13 protein-coding genes are annotated in these 17,938 nt (G+C 68.5%); 10 read left to right on the top strand and 3 right to left on the bottom strand.

What is annotated here, in order from left to right; genetic code table 11:
• Nucleotides 1-460 precede the first annotated feature (460 nt).
• Complete coding sequence (locus ACTJLD_RS20935) at nucleotides 461-1,711, top strand: mechanosensitive ion channel family protein (protein ID WP_059697415.1); 1,251 nt, start codon at nucleotides 461-463, stop codon at nucleotides 1,709-1,711.
• Between the two features lie 57 nt (nucleotides 1,712-1,768).
• On the opposite strand, the gene ACTJLD_RS20930 is transcribed toward ACTJLD_RS20935, so the two are convergent.
• A complete protein-coding gene (locus tag ACTJLD_RS20930; RefSeq protein ID WP_440659534.1) occupies nucleotides 1,769-3,190 on the bottom strand; it encodes a PLP-dependent aminotransferase family protein in 1,422 nt (473 codons plus the stop codon).
• Nucleotides 3,191-3,345: 155 nt separating this feature from the next.
• Here ACTJLD_RS20930 and ACTJLD_RS20925 point away from each other — a divergent pair, with 155 nt between their 5' ends.
• Both ACTJLD_RS20925 and ACTJLD_RS20920 read left to right on the top strand, forming a co-directional pair.
• Nucleotides 3,346-5,670: an FdhF/YdeP family oxidoreductase gene (locus tag ACTJLD_RS20925; RefSeq protein WP_119337797.1), complete on the top strand. Its 2,325-nt coding sequence runs from the start codon at nucleotides 3,346-3,348 to the stop codon at nucleotides 5,668-5,670.
• A gap of 12 nt (nucleotides 5,671-5,682) precedes the next feature.
• The gene (locus ACTJLD_RS20920) at nucleotides 5,683-6,603 is read left to right on the top strand and encodes a bestrophin family protein (RefSeq protein WP_440659533.1); all 921 of its coding nucleotides are present in this window, start codon (nucleotides 5,683-5,685) and stop codon (nucleotides 6,601-6,603) included.
• A gap of 50 nt (nucleotides 6,604-6,653) precedes the next feature.
• On the opposite strand, the gene ACTJLD_RS20915 is transcribed toward ACTJLD_RS20920, so the two are convergent.
• Entirely contained in the window at nucleotides 6,654-8,684 is a 2,031-nt protein-coding gene (locus tag ACTJLD_RS20915) for an FUSC family protein (RefSeq protein ID WP_440659532.1), read from the bottom strand.
• Nucleotides 8,685-8,829: 145 nt separating this feature from the next.
• Here ACTJLD_RS20915 and ACTJLD_RS20910 point away from each other — a divergent pair, with 145 nt between their 5' ends.
• The 7 genes from ACTJLD_RS20910 to ACTJLD_RS20880 all read left to right on the top strand — a co-directional run bounded on the left by ACTJLD_RS20910 (nucleotide 8,830) and on the right by ACTJLD_RS20880 (nucleotide 16,533).
• Nucleotides 8,830-9,732 (top strand): LysR family transcriptional regulator, encoded by a 903-nt coding sequence (locus ACTJLD_RS20910; RefSeq protein WP_059697421.1) that lies wholly within the window; start codon nucleotides 8,830-8,832, stop codon nucleotides 9,730-9,732.
• A gap of 413 nt (nucleotides 9,733-10,145) precedes the next feature.
• Nucleotides 10,146-11,705: a DHA2 family efflux MFS transporter permease subunit gene (locus ACTJLD_RS20905; RefSeq protein ID WP_440659531.1), complete on the top strand. Its 1,560-nt coding sequence runs from the start codon at nucleotides 10,146-10,148 to the stop codon at nucleotides 11,703-11,705.
• 176 nt (nucleotides 11,706-11,881) lie between these two features.
• On the top strand, nucleotides 11,882-12,211 hold the full coding sequence (locus ACTJLD_RS20900; RefSeq protein WP_119337826.1) for a hypothetical protein: 330 nt from the start codon (nucleotides 11,882-11,884) through the stop codon (nucleotides 12,209-12,211).
• A 257-nt stretch (nucleotides 12,212-12,468) separates the two neighbouring features.
• Complete coding sequence (locus tag ACTJLD_RS20895) at nucleotides 12,469-12,804, top strand: hypothetical protein (protein WP_021161344.1); 336 nt, start codon at nucleotides 12,469-12,471, stop codon at nucleotides 12,802-12,804.
• 137 nt (nucleotides 12,805-12,941) lie between these two features.
• Complete coding sequence (locus ACTJLD_RS20890; RefSeq protein WP_027791883.1) at nucleotides 12,942-14,531, top strand: ABC transporter substrate-binding protein; 1,590 nt, start codon at nucleotides 12,942-12,944, stop codon at nucleotides 14,529-14,531.
• Between the two features lie 178 nt (nucleotides 14,532-14,709).
• Nucleotides 14,710-15,252: a class I SAM-dependent methyltransferase gene (locus ACTJLD_RS20885; RefSeq protein ID WP_021161346.1), complete on the top strand. Its 543-nt coding sequence runs from the start codon at nucleotides 14,710-14,712 to the stop codon at nucleotides 15,250-15,252.
• A gap of 27 nt (nucleotides 15,253-15,279) precedes the next feature.
• Entirely contained in the window at nucleotides 15,280-16,533 is a 1,254-nt protein-coding gene (locus tag ACTJLD_RS20880; protein ID WP_124544135.1) for a hypothetical protein, read from the top strand.
• A 25-nt stretch (nucleotides 16,534-16,558) separates the two neighbouring features.
• Here ACTJLD_RS20880 and ACTJLD_RS20875 read toward each other — a convergent pair whose 3' ends face one another.
• A complete protein-coding gene (locus ACTJLD_RS20875) occupies nucleotides 16,559-17,884 on the bottom strand; it encodes an Nramp family divalent metal transporter (protein WP_060206753.1) in 1,326 nt (441 codons plus the stop codon).
• Nucleotides 17,885-17,938 lie beyond the last annotated feature (54 nt).

Genomic DNA, 17,938 nt, shown 5'->3' with positions numbered 1-17,938 from the left:
CGCGAAGTCGTTCGCGCATCGTGCCCCCGGCAGGCATCGCATGGCAAGTGCGCGAAAACGGCACGTGTCGCTCACCGTCGACGGATGGCCCGCGCGCAAAGGCGAACGGCACGCCGACAACCCTGCGACGCCCGCATGATTGCATGGATCGCCGTGCACGCGCATTGAAGCGCGCAGGCCCGCCGCAGCGGCGTCGCGCCGATTCCGGACGAACCGGCGGCGCATCCGGCAAGCCGCGCGCGCACCGGCTTGCGGTGACGCGCTTTCGTCACCCGCCCTCACCCGATTGCAGAGGAGACCTGCGCAATGGTGAGCCGATCCGGGAGCCGCGCGCCGCGCGTTCACGGCGACGTGCCTGGAACCCGATGGCACAATCACGGTCCCTTTCATGCGCCCTTCACCGGGCGCGCGCCGCGTCGCGGCGCCGGTTCAACGCACGAGAAGGCCCCTGTTTGCCCCTATGACCCTGAACGAATCCTGGTTTGCGCCGCTCGTCGGCATCCTCATCCTGCTCGCCGCCGCCGGCGCGATCACCGCCGTCGTCCATTTCCTGCTGTTCCGCGTGGTCGCGCGGCTCGCGCGGCTTTCCGCCACGCGCGTCGACGACGCGCTGTTCGAGTTCGGCGCATTCAAGTGGCTGAACCGCATCGTCCCGTTCGTCGTGATCAAGCTCGGGCTCGGCGCGGTGCCCGGCATTCCCGATACGGCCGCGCAGGTCGCCGACAAGGCGCTGTTCGCGCTGATCGTGTTCCTCGTGACGATGACCGTGAGCGCGACGCTTTCGGCGCTCGAACACGCGCATCGCACGTACCAGCGCGACCAGCCGCGCCTGTCGCTGAAAGGCGCGATGCAGCTCGTCAAGCTCGTGATGTTCATCACGGCCGCGCTTGTCGTGATCGGCGACGCAACCGGCAAGCAGATCGGCCTGCTGCTGTCCGGCATCGGTGCGATGTCGGCGGTGCTGATGCTGATCTTCAAGGACACGCTGCTCGGCCTCGTCGCGGGCGTGCAGCTGTCGTCGAACGACATGCTGCGGATCGGCGACTGGATCACGATGCCGTCGGCCGGCGCGGACGGCACGGTCATCGACATCACGCTGAACACCGTCAAGGTCGCGAACTTCGATCACACGATCATCACGGTGCCCACGTGGAAACTGATCACCGAGAGTTACCAGAACTGGCGCGGGATGACCGAGGCAGGCGGGCGCCGCATCAAGCGCGCGCTGTTCGTCGACGCGACGAGCGTGCGTTTTCTTTCGAACGACGAGATCGAACGGCTCGAACGCCTGACGCTGCTGAAGGACTATCTCGAGGACAAGGTCGACGCGATCGAACAATGGAACGGCACGCTCGGCGCGGCCGGCGACTGCCCGGCGAACCGCCGCCAGCTGACGAATCTCGGCACGTTCCGCGCGTATGTCGCGAACTACCTGAAGGGCCATCCGCGCATCCGCCGCGACATGACCTGCATGGCGCGGCAACTGCCGCTCACGGCCGAAGGCATTCCGCTCGAACTGTACTGCTTCACCGACACGACGACCTGGGTCGACTATGAAGCCATCCAGTCCGACCTGTTCGATCACCTGATCGCGGTGCTGCCGGAATTCGGGCTGCGCGTGTACCAGCACCCGTCGGGCTTCGACATGCGGCAGATGGCCGGCGTCGTGCAAGCCGGACAAGCCGGGCTGCAGGCGCCGCACGCGGGCTGACGCACGACACGGCAGCCGGTCATCGGCCGCCTGCCGCCGGGCATGGCGGCACTCACCTCACCGCGCCGCGCACTCCGACGCGAGCCGCCCGAGCACCTTCAGCGCATCCTCGATCTGCCGCGACCACGGATAGCTGTAGTTGAGCCGGATGAAATGCCGGTAATCGGTGCCGGCCGAGAACATGTGCCCGGGCCCGACCGTGATCCGCTCCGCGAGGGCCAGCGCATACAGCTTCATCGCGTCGACCTGCTTCGGCAGCTCGACCCACAGCACATACCCGCCCTGCGGCTGCGACAGCCGCGTGCCCTCCGGAAAGAAGCGCCGCACCATCGCGCTCATCAGGCTCGCCTGCTGCGCATACAGCTTGCGCATGCGCCGCAGGTGAAAGTCGTAGCCGTCGTGCTTCAGGTACTCGGCGATCGCGAGCTGCTCGATCGCGGGCGTCGCGAGCGTGTTCAGGAATTTCAGCTTCTCGACCTGGTCGCGATAGCGGCCCGGCATCGCCCAGCCGATCCGGTAGCGCGGCGACAGGCTCTTCGTGAACGACGCGCAATGCAGCACGAGCCCGTCGCGGTCGAACGACTTCAGTGCGCTCGGTGTCGTGTCGCCGAAGTGCAGCTCGTGATAGACATCGCTCTCGATCGCCGGCACGTCGTGCTTCGCCAGCAGCTCGACGAGCGCGCGCTTGCGCGTGTCGGGCATCTGGAAGCCGAGCGGATTCTGGAAATTCGGCATCACCATGCACGCGGCGATGCGCTCGCGTTCGAGGATTCGTTCGAGCGCGTCGAGATCGATGCCGTCACCCGGGTGCGTCGCGACTTCCAGCGCACGCATGCCCATCCGCTCGATCGCGTGCAGCATCGCGTAGAACGTCGGCGACTCCACCGCGATCGTGTCGCCCGGCCGCGCGACGGCCTGCAGGCACAGGTTGATCGCCTCGGTCGCGCCGATCGTCACCACGATCTCGCCGGGTTCGACCGCGATCCCGCGCTCCGCGTAGCGCCGCGCGATCTGGCGGATCAGCTCCTGGTTGCCGGGCGGCAGATCGTCGATCACGCCCCAGCGGGTGCGGCGGCGGCCGATCGTCTGCGCATAGCGCGCGAGACGCTGCACCGGAAACTGCGACGCATCGGGATACGGCGAGCCGAGCGGCACCGCGTCGTCGCGCGCGATCGAACGCAGCGTCGACAGCACGAGCCGGCTCACGTCCACGGCCGACGGCTCCGCGGCCGGCGCCGACATGTGCAGTTCGGCCTCGGCGGGCGCCGACGCGCGCGCACGGACGAAGTAGCCCGATTGCGGCCGGCTCTCGATCAGGCCGCGGCTTTCCAGCACGAGGTACGCGCGCAGCACGGTCGTGACGCTGAGCTGCTGCTGCCGGCTCGCCTGCCGCACCGACGGAATCCGCTCGCCGGGCCGGTATACGCCACGCTCGATCTGCGCCTGGAGATCGTCGGCCAGTTGTTCGTAACGCTTCACGCGCCTCCCTTTCAACTTCCCTTCAACAACACAGTTGCGATCCGCACTGCCTGAATGGCCGAAACTGTACTCTTTTTTGAAGCGAACAGGTGTACACACAGCCGAACAGGGGCCGCGCGTACTCTGCGGCCATCGACCCCGACACCCGTTGCATCATGAAAAAGAAATCCGCTACCGCGCGCATCGAACCGTACACCCACCCGGCCGCTGGCTGGGGGGCGCTGAAGGCCGTCACGATCAACCTGATCAAGGAAAAAGTCGCCGGCGGCAACTACCGCACGCTGCTGCGCCAGAACCAGCCGGACGGCTTCGACTGCCCGGGCTGCGCATGGCCCGACCGCCAGCACGCATCGACGTTCGAATTCTGCGAAAACGGCGTGAAGGCCGTGGCCGCCGAAGCGACCAGCAAGCGCGTGACGCCCGAATTCTTCGCCGCGCACACGGTCACCGAGCTGCTCGAACAGACGGACTTCGAACTCGAGCAGCACGGCCGGCTCACCGACCCGATGGTGTACGACGCGCAGACCGACCGCTACGTGCCGATCGCATGGGACGACGCATTCGAGCTGATCGCGCGCCACCTGCGCGCGCTGCCCGATCCGAACCAGGCCGCGTTCTACACGTCAGGGCGCGCGAGCAACGAAGCGGCGTTCCTGTACCAGCTGCTCGTGCGGCTGTACGGCACGAACAACTTCCCCGACTGCTCGAACATGTGCCACGAGGCGACGAGCCGCGGGCTGCCGCCGTCGGTCGGCGTCGGCAAGGGCACCGTCACGCTCGACGATTTCGAGCACGCCGACACGCTGCTGATCTTCGGCCAGAACCCGGCCACCAACCACCCGCGAATGATGGGCGAGCTGCGCGAATGCGCGAAGCGCGGCGCGACGATCGTGTCGATCAACCCGCTCAAGGAGCGCGGCCTCGAACGCTTCGCCGATCCGCAAAGCCCGATCGAGATGCTGACGATGTCGGGCACGAAGATCGCATCGACGTTCATCCAGCCGACGATCGGCGGCGATTTTGCGCTGATCAAGGGGATCGCGAAGCGCGTGCTCGAACTCGACGACGCCGCGCGCGCCGCCGGTACGCCGCGCGTGCTCGACACCGCGTTCATCGGCGAGCACACGGCCGGCTTCGACGCGTTTGCCGACGATCTTCGCAACGAAAGCTGGTCCGCGCTGACCGCCGAAAGCGGCGTGCCGTACGAACAGATCGACAGCCTCGGGCAGCTCTACGCGCGCAGCGAACGCGTGATCGCGACGTGGGGGATGGGCATCACGCAGCACAAGCATTCGGTCGCGACCGTGCAGATGCTGACGAACCTGATGCTGATGCGCGGCAACATCGGCCGCCCCGGCGCCGGCCTGTGCCCGGTGCGCGGCCACTCGAACGTGCAGGGCAACCGCACGGTCGGGATCGAGGAAAAGCCGTCGCAGGCGTTCCTCGACCGGCTCGGCCACGTGTTCGATTTCGAACCGCCGCGCCACCACGGCTACGACGTCGTCGAGACGATCGAAGGCATGCTCGAAGGCCACGTGAAGGTGCTGATCGGCCTCGGCGGCAACTTCGCGATGGCGACGCCCGACACGCCGCGCACGTGGGAAGGCATGCGCCGCTGCGATCTTTCCGTGCACATCACGACGAAGCTGAACCGCAGCCACCTGATCCACGGCCGCGACGCGCTGATCCTGCCGACGCTCGGCCGCACCGAGATCGACCTGCAGGACAACGTCGCGCAAGGCGTGACGGTCGAGGATTCGATGAGCATGGTCCACGTGTCGTACGGGATGAACAAGCCGGCCTCGCCGAACCTGATGTCGGAGCCCGCGATCGTCGCGCACATCGGTCATGCGCTGTTCGGCAGCGGCAAGATCGACTGGCTCGCCTACAAGGACGATTACGCGAAGATCCGCGACGCGATCGAGGCCACCCTCGACGGCTTCTACGACTACAACACGCGCATCGCGCGGCCGGGCGGCTTCCACCTGCGCGTCGCGTCACGCGACCGCGAATGGCTCACGCCGACCGGCAAGGCGAACTTCATCGCGCACCCGCTGCCCGCCGACACGCCGATCCAGCGCGCCCGCGCGCTGCACGGCGAACGCCTGATGACGCTGATGACGACGCGTTCGCACGACCAGTACAACACGACCGTCTACGGGCTCGACGACCGCTATCGCGGCGTGTTCGGCCAGCGCCGCGTGGTGTTCGCCAACCGCGACGATCTCGCGATGCTCGGCCTGAAGGCCGGCGAATGGGTCGACATGGAAACCGTGTGGCACGACGGCATCGAGCGGCGCGCGGACGGTTTCCTGCTCGTCGAGTACGACATCCCGCGCGGCTGCATCGGCGCGTACTACCCGGAAACCAACCCGCTGGTGCCGCTCGACAGCGTCGGCGACGTGTGCAACACGCCGACGTCGAAGTCGGTACCCGTGCTGCTGCATCGCGCGGCCGCGCCGGCATCGATCGCCGCCTGACGGAGCACGGCGATGATCGTTCGTCCGCGCGAGCACTGGCTGCGGATGCTGCTCGTCTGGAACGGGTCGGTGCTGCCGACCATCCTGCCGCAACTCGTGCTGACGCTCGCGATCAGCATCGTCGCGGTGTGGGGCGGCGGCCGCGTGCTCGGCGAGAAGGTGCCGCTGAACCCGACGCCGTTCACGCTGATCGGCCTCACGCTCGCGATCTTCGCCGGGTTTCGCAACAATGCGAGCTACGAACGCTACCGCGAGGGCCGTCAGCTGTGGGGCGGCGTGCTGACCGCCACGCGCACGCTGGTATCGCAGGCGCTCTGCTACGGCGCGATCGACGATAACGACGCGTCGCGGCAGGCGTTCGTGCGCAAGGTCGTCGCGTTCGTCTACGCGCTGAAGCATCAGCTGCGCGGCACCGATCCGTCGGCCGACCTGCGCACGCTGCTCGACGGCGCCGCCTGTACGCGCATCGCCGCCGCCCGGTATGCGCCGGTCGCGATCGTTCACGAACTGCGCGAAGCATTCGCCGCGCGCGCCGACGCCGGGCGTCTCGCCGATACGCGACTGTGGATGCTCGACGCACGCCTCGACGATCTCGTCGCGATGGTGAGCGGCTGCGAGCGCATCGCGTCGACGCCGATCCCGTTCTCGTACGACGTGCTGCTGCACCGGACGATCTATGCGTACTGCGTGCTGCTGCCGTTCGGCCTCGTCGATTCGATCGGCGCGGCAACGCCGTTCGTCACCGTGTTCGTCGCCTATACGCTGATCGCGCTCGACGCGATCGCCCATGCGATCGCCGAACCGTTCGGCGACGGGCCGAACCATCTCGCGCTCGATGCCATGACGCGGACGATCGAGCGCACGCTGCTCGAACTGAACCGCGAGCCGCTACCGGCGGAAGTGACGCCCGGCAAGGCCTATCGCCTCAGTTGACGCGCGGGCCGCCGCTCGCGCGCCCCGCCGCCCTTCCACCCGTCAGCCCGTCAATCCCGACGGCCGCGCAGGAAGCCGTCATGCGCGGCCGCCGTCTCCGCGATCGTCCGCAGCAGCACGACACCGCGCAGCAGCGCGCGCCCGTCGTCGCTGTCGACCTCGGTCACGCGCCGCAGCAGCACGCGGGCCGCCGCGCCGCAAGCCCGCTCGAGCCGGGCGAAATCCGCGAGCCCGACCCGCCCCCGCACCAACGCGACCGCACGGCGCGCCGCCGGCTCGCGCGCCGCCAGTTCGGCCAGCGCCAACAGGCTGTCGCCGATCGTCCAGGCCGCGAGCAAGTCGCGCAGGTCGCGCTCGATGAGGGTGGCCGGCAGACGGCCCGCGAAGCCGAGCTCGCGCCCGAGACGGTCGGCCGTGCGGCTCAGCCACGCGCTCGCCGGCCACGCCCGTGGATTGCGTGCGATGCGCGCGAGGTCGGCGCGCACCGCGCAATGCAGGCGCCGCCGGCTCGCGCCGGGATCGCCGGGGAACACGAGCGCGAACACCATCGCGCCGAACGCGATGCCGAGCAGCGTGGCAAGCGCCGAATTGAGAAAGGTCGCGTCGCCGATACGCGCCGTATTGTCCGGCGACGTGAAATTCCAGAAGAAGATCGAGAAGCCGCTGCCGATGCCGGCCGCACGCGGATGGCGCATCGCGATGCCCGCGCCGATCGTGAACACGCCGAGGATGTACGCGAGCATCTCGAAGCCCGACACCGCCGGCAGCAGCACGAAGTTGCAAAGGGCGCCCGCGACCGCCGCGCAGGCGGCTCCTTTCAGGAAGCCGACGGTGGCGCCCACCGAGTTCGGGCGCGTCGAGAACAGCGCGCAGACCACCCCCGTGATCGCGACGAACCCGGCGCCCGACGGCCACGCCGTCACGATCCAGAACGCCGCGGCGATCAGCACCGCGATGAACGCGCGCATCCCGTTGTGCCACGCGAGCACCGGATCGTGGTGGAACGCATAGCGCACCCGCGACGCCGGCGGATTCGGCAGGTCCAGCCGCGCCTTGCCCGCAAAGGCGGCGTCGAACCCGGCAAGCAGCGCCGCCAGCCGGTCCAGCGTGAGCAGGCGCGACGGGTCCGAGCCGGCCGGCTCCGCGGCCTCGGCGCGCACCGCGTCGTCCACGCGCGCCCGCAATGCGGTGAGCGCGGCGCCCGCTTCGCCCGACGCCGCCACGCCGTCGAGCACCTGCGCGGCATCGGCGACCAGCGGGTCCGGCGTGCCGCCGCTGCGCGCCGCGTGATCGTGCAGCGCCTGCCCCGCGGCCTGCGCGGACAGCACGCCCAGCACCGCCGTGCGCAGATGGCCGATCGCGTTGCGCACCGGCGGCGCGCCGGTGGCCGCATATTCGGCCGCCGTGTCGAGTTCGAGCGCATCCGCGAACAGCCGGTGCACGGCCGCGACGTTCGGCTCGCGGCGCAGCGCACCCGCGCCGACCGCCGCCGCGCGGTCGAGATAGCGCTTGAGGCGCGTACGGACATCGTCCAGCGGCGTACCCGGCGCGAAGACCGTATCGAACAGCGCGCCGCACAGGATGCCGACCACCACGTAGAGGAACCGCGCGACCGCGATGTCGAACGCGTGCAGCGGCGCGGATACCGCATCCATCGCGACGATCGCGGCCGTGTAGCCGGCGAGCACCGCCGCATAGGCGCGGAAATTCCGCTGGAACGTCGCGACGCCCGCGCACAGGCCGATCCAGGCGGCGAGCGCCGGCAGGAACAGTTCGGGGGTCTGCGCGAATGCACCGGTCAGCACGAGCGCGACGACCGCGCCGATCGCGGTGCCGAGAATCCGGTACTGGCTCTTCGACAAGCCCATCCCGCGGCTGCCCTGCGCGACGATCCACACCGTCGATGCGGCCCATTTCGGGTCGTCGAGATTCATCCGGAAGGCAATGTAGAGCGCGAGCAGCGAGGCGGCCGTGTTGCGCAACGCGAAGGCGATCGCACCGGGCGGCAGCGTGGGCCGCGCGTCGCGCAGCACGGTGCGGAAAGCCGCGCGCGGCGGCAGATCGGGCAAGGCGAATTTCATGCGGCGAGCATACGGGGGCGCGCCGCCGCCACTAAGAGGCGCGGACAGGATGCGTTATTGCACCGGGCAGGATAATCGCCGCCGCACGGAGCGATCCGGCCGGCGAAGGTAAGATGCGCGCAGGTCGAACACGGAAGCACCCCGTATGAACTTCGAAAGCATCCGCATATTCCTGCGCGTGGTCGAGCGCGGCAACTTCACCGCCGCCGCCACGCAACTCGACATGCCGCTCAGCCGCGTGAGCCGCAAGGTCAAGCAGCTCGAGGACGATCTCGGCGTCCAGCTGCTGTACCGGACCACGCGCCGCGTGTCCGTCACCGAGGCCGGACGCGACTACTACGAGCGCTGCCTGCGCGCCGAGGACATCCTGCTCGACGCGGACCGTCAGGCCCGCGCGCTGCGCATGGCGCCGGAAGGCACACTGCGCGTGCTGGTGCCCTACTCGATCGGCCTGTTCGAACTGGAGCCGGCGCTCGCCGAGTTTCGCCGGCGCTACCCGCTCGTCCAGCTCGTGCTGATCTACGACAACAACCCGCTCGATCTCGTCGAGCACGGCTTCGACGTCGCGCTGCGCGCGGGCGTGCTGACCGACTCCAGCTACATCGCACGCTCGCTCGGCTGGTCGCAGGCGAAGCTCGCGGCGAGCCCCGCCTATCTCGACCGCGTCGGCCGGCCCGCCACGCCGCAGGACCTCGCGCAGCACGACCTGCTGCTCGTCGGCCGCGACGCGCCCGGCCTGACGCTGCGGCTCACCAATGCGGCCGGCGAAGTCGCAGACGTGCCGGTGCGGCCGGTGCTGATCACCAACGAATCGGTGACGGTGCTGCGCCAGGCCGCGAGCGGCGGCGGCATCGCGCTGGCCTCGACGCACTACACGGCCCGCCGGCTCGAACGGAACGAACTCGAAATCGTGCTGCCCGACTGGCACCGGGCCGACGACGTCGAGCTGCACGTGCTGTACCCGCGGCGCGCGACGCTCGACAGCAAGGTGCGCGCGTTCGTCGATTTCCTTGCGGAACTGTTCACCGCATGGCGAACCGCACCGTAACCGGCTCGGTTCGGCACGGTTCGCACACCGATTATTGCGCGGCGCGAAATCGATTAATGAGCCGGCCCGTGTTGATGGCGGCTCGCCACATCGTTAGCCTGTCGCGATGCACAACGACTCCACCGGCGCCGCCAGCCGCCTGACCGCTGCCCGCAGACGCGTCACGCGCGTCCCGCCTTCCTGACCGGCAGCATCCCGCCTTCCGAAGCCCGCCACGGCTTCGTGCATCCGATCGAGCCGCACATCGTACGCGTCGGCCCCGGCTACCGGGCCGCGTCGCGCGCCGTGCGCCTTTCCGTTCAGCGGCCGCGCCGCGCCTGCGTCGCCTTCGCGCGCGTGCGTGCGCGGTGGCGCGTGCCCGCCGCGACGGGCCGCAGCCGTCAAGCACCTTACGCTTCTTACGCAGGAAACCCATGTCCACTCCGTCATCTCCAGCCCCGCTGTCGGGCGGCAAGCTCGCGATCGGCACGATCGCGGTATCGCTCGCGATGTTCATGAACGTGCTCGACTCGTCGATCGCGAACGTCGCCATTCCGACCATCTCGGGCGACCTCGGCGTGTCGGTCGACGAAGGCACGTGGGTCATCACGATCTTTGCGGCCGCGAACGCAGTGTCGATTCCGTTGACGGGCTGGCTCACGCAGCGCTTCGGCCAGGTACGCCTGTTCGTCACGTCGATCCTGCTGTTCGTGTTCGCGTCGTGGCTGTGCGGGATCGCGCCGAACCTGCCGACGCTGCTCGCCGCGCGGATCCTGCAGGGCGCGGTCGCCGGGCCGCTCGCGCCGCTGTCGCAGGCGCTGCTGCTCGGCGCGTGGCCGCGGCAGAAATCGTCGAGCGCGCTGGCGCTGTGGTCGATGACGGCGCTCGTCGGCCCGATCGCGGGGCCGTCGCTCGGCGGCTGGATCACGTACGACTACAACTGGTCGTGGATCTTCTACATCAACATCCCGGTGGGTTTCTTCGCGGCCGCCGTCACGTGGATCGTGTTCCGGGATCGCGAATCGGCCACGCGCCGCCTGCCGATCGATACGGTCGGCCTGCTGCTGCTCGTGCTGTGGGTCGCATCGCTGCAGATCATGCTCGACAAGGGCAAGGATCTCGACTGGTTCAACTCGCCCGTCGTCGTCACGCTCGGCATCGTCGCGCTGATCGGCTTCGCGTTCTTCCTCGTGTGGGAGCTGCACGAGGCCAACCCGATCGTCGACCTGCGGCTCTTCACGCAGCGCAATTTCGCGGGCGGCACGATCGCGATCTCGGTCGCGTACGGGATGTTCTTCGGCACGCTCGTGCTGCTGCCGCAGTGGATGCAGGGCTATCTCGGCTACCGCGCGGTCGATTCGGGGCTCGCCACCGCGCCGCTCGGGGTGTTCGCGATCCTGCTCACGCCGGTCATGGGGCGCCTGCTGCCGCGCACCGATCCGCGCTACATCGCGACGCTCGCGTTCGTCGGCTTCGCGGTCGTGTTCATGATGCGCACGACCTTCTACACCGACGTGTCGCACTGGGACCTCGTGCTGCCGACGCTGCTGCAAGGCATCCCGATGGCGATGTTCTTCGTGCCGCTGACGTCGATCATCCTGTCCGGGCTGCCGCCGGAAAAGATTCCGGCCGCCGCCGGCCTGTCGAATTTCGGCCGCACGTTCTGCGGCGCCGTCGGCACGTCGCTGATCAGCAACGCCTGGAACGACCGCACGATCCTGCATCACGCGCGGCTCACCGAACAGGCGAGCATCGACAACCCGACCTTCGCGCAACACGTCGACACGACGCGCTCGCTGCTGCACCTGAGCCCCGATTCGGCGCTCGCGCTCTTCAACACGTCGGTCGATTCGCAAGCCGCCGTGATGGGGCTGAACGACATCTTCTATGTATCGGCGATCATCTTCGTCGCGATCATTCCGCTGATCTGGATCACGAAACCGTCGCGCTCGGGCGGCGGCGATGCCGACGCGGCGGCGGCCGGCGCGCATTGATCCGCATGCGCGGCGGCCGGAGCCCGCGCCGCGCACGCCGGGGCCCCGCGCCGCCACGCGCCGACGTAATAAAGACTTGCAATCGATACAGGCGGAAACGTCAACAGCCGGTGCCCGCGCCGCGTTTTCTGGACAAGCGCCCACGATTCGAGCGCGCAACGACAGGAGAAAACACCATGCGAGCCCTGACCCGCCATCTCGCGATTGCCGCCACCCTGATGTCGGTACTGACCGGCACCGCGTTCGCCGACACGCCGTGGCAACAGGCGCATCCGCGCCGCGAAGCGGTCAACCAGCGCCTCGCAAACCAGAATCGCCGGATCCGTCACGAAGTGAAGGAAGGCGAGATGTCGCACGCACAGGCCGCGCGCCTGCACCGTGACGACCGCAAGATCCGCCGGGAAGAGCGGGACATGGCTGCGCAGGATCGCAGCCACATCACGAAGAGCGAAAAGCACGTGCTGAACCAGCAGGAAAATGCGGTCAGCCACCAGATCGGCCAATAAGATCGACAACACCGGCAGGTGCCCATTCGCCCCCCCCTGAAACGCCCGCTGCCGCCGCGCGGCAGCGGGTGCTTGTTGTGTATCGAATCGTTTCAACGCGCCAACGGCGTCAAATGCTGCGGGTATACTCCGTCGTCAGCCGCCTGCCGCATCGTCGTCCGTCAAACATGGCCCGATTCCGGGCGGTTTCGTCGCGAAGCTTCGCGTTTCGCCTACCCCGCGCCCCAGCCTCGATACGAGACCCACGACGACCCACCATGAAACGATTCCTGCTGCTCCTTCCCGCCGCCCTGCTCGCCGCCTGCGGTTCCGCGCCGTCGTCCGACTCGGCCGCCTCGTCCGGCGCGGCGCCGATGATGTACGTGTCGTCGCAACGTCCGGCCTACGCAATCGCCAACTGCCTCGACAGCCGCCTGCCGGGCACCGAGCAATCGCAGCACAACGGCGTGACCGACATCGCCGTCGGCTCGAACTCGTACTTCGTCACGCTGACGCCGTCGGGCAACGGTTCGGTCGTCAAGGTCGTGCGCGGCTCGGGCAGCGAGCCGCCCGAGGAAACGATGCGCTTCGCGCTCGCACGCTGCCTGATCTGATCCGAACCCCGCCGACGCCGGGCGCCCGCCCGGCTCGCGCCTGCGCGCCGGCCCGTCGGCGCGCACGCTGAATATTTTCATCCGGGTGGCCGTCGATGAGAGAATCGCACCCACGATTCCCTTTCAACGGAGCCCGCATGAAGCACCTGCTGTCCCGGCTGTTCGTCAGCGCCGCGCTCGTCGCGCTTGTTCCGGCGCTGCCGGCGCAGGCGGCCACGCCGCCCGGCATCTTCGTCGTCGCCACGCAGCTCGGCGAATTCACGACCCTCGACCCGAGCGGGATTTACGAACTGGTGCCGTCGGAGTACGTCGCGAATACCTACGAACGGCTCGTGCGCGTCGATCTGAAGGACCCGACACGCTTCGACGGGCAGATCGCGCAATCGTGGACGGTCGGCGCCGACGGCGTGACCTACACGTTCAAGCTGCGCCCCGGCCTCACGTTCCATTCCGGCAACCCGGTCACCGCCGACGACGTCGCGTGGTCGCTGCAGCGCACCATCCTGCTCGACAAGGGGCCGGCCGGCGTGCTCGCCGACCTCGGCCTCACGAAAGCGAACGTGGCGCAGAAAGTGCGCGTGGTCGATCCGCAGACCGTCGTGCTCGAAACCGACCGCAAGTACGCACCGAGCTTCGTGCTCAACGTGCTGAGCGCATGCCCGGCATCGGTCTTCGACAAGAAGCTGCTGCTGTCGCACCAGCAGGGCAACGATTTCGGCAGCGGCTGGCTCCGGACCAACGACGCGGGCTCGGGCCCGTACCAGCTCGTCAAGTGGACGCCCAACGAGACCATCGTGCTGCAGCGTTTCGAGAAATACCGCACGCCGTACCCGATGAAGCGCGTCGTGCTGCGCCACGTGCCCGAAGCGTCCGCGCAACGGTTGCTGCTGGAGAACGGCGACGCCGACGCCGCGCGCAACCTGAGCCCCGACAGCCTCGCCGCGCTGACGAAGGCCGGCAAGATCAAGGTCGCATCGTGGCCGGTGTCCGCGCTGCTGTACCTGAGCCTGAACACGAAGAACCCGAACCTCGCGAAACCCGAGGTGCAGCAGGCGATGAAATGGCTGGTCGACTATGACGGCATCCAGCGCAACATCGTCAGCACGACGTACAAGGTGCATGAAACCTTCCTGCCCGAAGGCTTCCTCGGCGCGTCGAACGCGCGGCCGTACAAGCAGGACGTCGCGAAGGCGAAGGCGCTGCTCGCCAAGGCCGGCCTGCCGAACGGCTTCGACGTGACGATGGACATGCCGAACGACTATCCGTACCTCGAGATCGCGCAGGCGCTGCAGGCGAACTTCGCGCTGGGCGGCATCCGCGTGAAGCTGATTCCGGGCGATGCGAAGCAGGCGATCGGCAAGTATCGCGCGCGCCAGCACGACATCTTCGTCGGCGAATGGTCGCCCGACTACATGGACCCGAACAGCAATGCGCGCGGCTTCGCGTGGAATCCGGACAACTCCGACCAGTCGCCGACGAAGATGCTCGCGTGGCGCAACAGCTGGGACATTCCGCAACTGACGAAGGACACCGAGGCCGCGCTCGTCGAGCCGTCGCCCGCGAAACGCGCGCAGCGTTACGAAGCGCTGCAGAAGGCCGTGCTCGCGAACTCGCCGTTCATCATCATGTTCGAGAAGGTCGTGCAGGTCGCGACGCGCCCCGGCGTGACCGGGCCGGAAATCGGGCCGATCAACGACCTCGTGTCATACCGCACGCTCGCGAAATAATGGCGCCCGCCCGCGCGTCCGGCCCTGCCGGCGCGCGGGTAATCGCCGCGGGCCGCCGTGGCAGTGCTATGCCGTGCGGCGCGGGCGATCTACAATGCGCGACGCCACGGACGCCGGCCGCAACCGGCGACGATCGGGACCATCGAATCCGCCAATCCGCTTCGCCAAGGAAAACAGGATGCGCACGCTACAACAACTGCGAATGGAGTTCCTTCAGTACAAGATCGAGCCGATCGGCTGGCTCGGCGACAGCCCCTCCCGCTTCGACTTCTATACGCAAACGGCCGCCGGATGCGACACCATCCTGGAGCTCGGCGTGTTCACCGGGCTGACCACGACGGCCTTCCTGCTCGCGCAGCCGAAGCGCCTCGTGTCGGTCGACATCTCCGACGAGTATTTCCAGATCCGGCCCGAACTGGAGCAGGCGGCGAAAGACCTGTCGATCGACTTCGAATTCCGGATCGCCGACGATCTCGCGATGGAGCCGCTCGCCGCCGACCTGCTGTTCATCGACACCACCCATACGTACGAGCAGACGCTCGCCGAACTGAACCGTTTCGGCCCGCTGGCGCGCAAGAAGATCGTGCTGCACGACATGACCGTGGCCGGCGTGTACCAGGCCGTGTTCCAGTGGCTGTGGGACAACAAGCAGTTTCATATTACGTATCACGACAGCCGCGGTTGCGGCGCGGTCGTCTGCGAGCGCCACGTCGGCTACTGAGCCGGGCGCGCGCAACGGGGGGCGAACATGCAATCGAGCGAACACGCGGTCTGCGTGGCGATCAACGACAACAACCGCGCGTGGTACGAGATGCTCGTGCCGTTCCTGCTGTCGCTGCGGCACACCGGCTACGACGGGCGGATCGCGGTGATCGGCTACGGGCTGTCCGAACGCAAGCGGCAGATCCTCGCGAGCCAGTCGGTCGACGTGATCGACGCGTCGAGCGCGTATGCGCTGCCGGTCGGCCGCTTCATCGAGGCCGCCGAGTATTGCGCACGCAACCCGCAGATCCGCAAGCTCGCGCTGTACGACGCCGACATCTGGTTCTGCGCGCCGCGGTTCGACCTGTTCTCGCAGATCGGCGACGACCGGCTCCACGCGTGCCCCGACCCGCTGTTCTGCACGTTCGTCGTCACGCCGCTGATCGGCGAGCGGCGCGACCATCACTGGCGCCTCGTCGTCGACGAAGTCTCAGCACGCCACGGCAGCGCGTTGCAGGCCGGGCTCGTTGCCGGGACCGCCGACGCGTGGGCACGCTACGCCGGCCACCTGCGCGACTGCACCGCCCGCATCGGCACCGATTTCCAGGAATGCTTCGGGATCGATACGACGTTCCTGCACCTGTGGAGCGCCCAGGGCGAAACGGCACTGCTCGATCCGGTCCAGAACTTCGTCAGCAAGTACGGCATTCACGAAGCGTTCGATGCCGGCACCGGCACGACGACGCTCCGGTATCACGGCGAGCCGATCCGCGCGCTGCACATGACCGGCGACATCCGCTTCCTCGACCGCTGGCGCTACTACGCGAACCACGTCGACGCCGCGCTGCGCGACGGCGTGCCGTTCGCGTTGTCGGACGGCACGCCGGCACAGTCCGACGCGGTCGCCGCGCGCATCGCGGCAACCGACTACGTGCGCTCGGCCGGGCTGACCGTTGCGGCCGCAACGATCGAGACAAGCGCGGGCGCCTACCTGCAGGCGATCGACGAACCCGGCGGCACGATGCTGATCGGCAGCGGGAACCACGAAGTCGTGTTCACCGCGACACGCGACATCGCGCGGCTGAACGTCTATGTCACGCACCCGTCCGGGTCGCCGTCGCCGCTGCTGTGCGAAGTGCTGGTCGACGGGCAGCCGCAGCGGAAAGGCACCGAGCTGACGGCGCATTTCACGTACCGGATCGCGCCCGGCACCGTCGTCACGCTGCGCTCGACGAGCCTCGGCGGCCAGCAGTGCAATGCGATCTGGCGGCTGCGCGAGGCGCCGGACATGCAGCAGTAGGCAGCGGGCGGCGGCCCGCCGCCGGTCAATTGAATGCCGCCCACACCAGGTACGCGTTCAACCCGACGATCACGACCGTTGCCGCGCCGGCGACGATCCGCAGCGGCATCCGCATCGCGTAAGCGCCCATCACGTCCGCGCGCGCCGACAGCATCAGCAGCGCGATCATCGGCATCGGCAGCACGAAACTCAGCACCACCTGGCTCGCGACCATCGCGCGCGTGACGTCGCAGCCGAGCGCGACCACCGCGAACGCGGGCACGACCGTCACCGCGCGCCGCACCCAGACCGGCATGCGGCGGTGGATGAAGCCCTGCATCACGACCTGCCCGGCCATCGTGCCGACCACCGAACTCGACACGCCCGAGGTCAGCAGCGCGACGAGAAACAGCGCGCCGGCCGCCGGCCCGAGCACCGGGATCAGCGTGTGATACGCGTCGCCGATGTCGGTCATGCCCGGCGCGCTCGCGTGAAACGCCGACGACGCCATCATCACCATCGCGAGATTCACGAACCCGGCCAGCCCGAGCGCGACGACCACCTCACGATTCGAGAAGCGCACGAGCCGCCGCCGCTCCGTATCGTCGCGCGGCGCGGTGCGATCCTGCGTGAGCCCCGAATGCAGATACAGCGTGTGCGGCATGATCGTCGCGCCGATGATCCCGACCGCGATCGTCAGCGCCGCGCGATCCGGAATCTGCGGAACGACCAGGTGGAACGCGGCCGCATGCCAGTCCTGCGGCGCGATCAGCAGTTCGCCGAGATAGCACGCGCCGATCACGCCGACCAGCGCCGCGATCGCGGCTTCCAGCGGCCGGAAGCCGCGCTTTTCGAGCGCGAGGATCGCGCAGGTCGCGAGCGCCGTCGCGATCATCCCCGCGAACAGCGACAGGTGGCACAACAGCCCGAATGCGAGCGCGCCGCCGAGGAATTCGGCGAGATCGGTCGCCATCGCGGCGATCTCGGACGCGACCCACATCCCCCATACGACCGGCGCGGGAAACCGGTCACGGCACAGCTCCGCGAGATTGCGGCCGGTCACGATGCCGAGCTTCGCCGACATCGCCTGGAACAGCATCGCGATCGCGTTCGCGGCCAGCACGACCCACAGCAGCCGGTAGCCGTACGCGGCACCGGCCTGGATGTTGGTCGCGAAGTTGCCGGGGTCCATATAGCCGATCGACGCGATCACGGCCGGGCCGACGAACGGCAGCAGCGCGGCGACGCCGGTGCGGCGCCCTTCCAGCGCGGCACGCGCCGCGCCGTCGGGGTGGCCGGTGTGGCCGGTGTGCCCGGCAGGCAGACTCGGCAGCGCGAAGCTGCCGGCAGGTTTGTTCGTGACGGGAATCATGGTGGTGTTCCGTTCGAATGAGGCAGGATTCCTGAAGGTCGGGCGCCGCGGCCG

The organism is Burkholderia sp. 22088 (genome assembly GCF_052045915.1).
Taxonomy (GTDB): Bacteria; Pseudomonadota; Gammaproteobacteria; order Burkholderiales; family Burkholderiaceae; genus Burkholderia; species Burkholderia cepacia.
The sequence above is the reverse complement of the archived record's forward strand: the minus strand, read 5'-3'. Positions and strand labels throughout refer to the sequence as shown.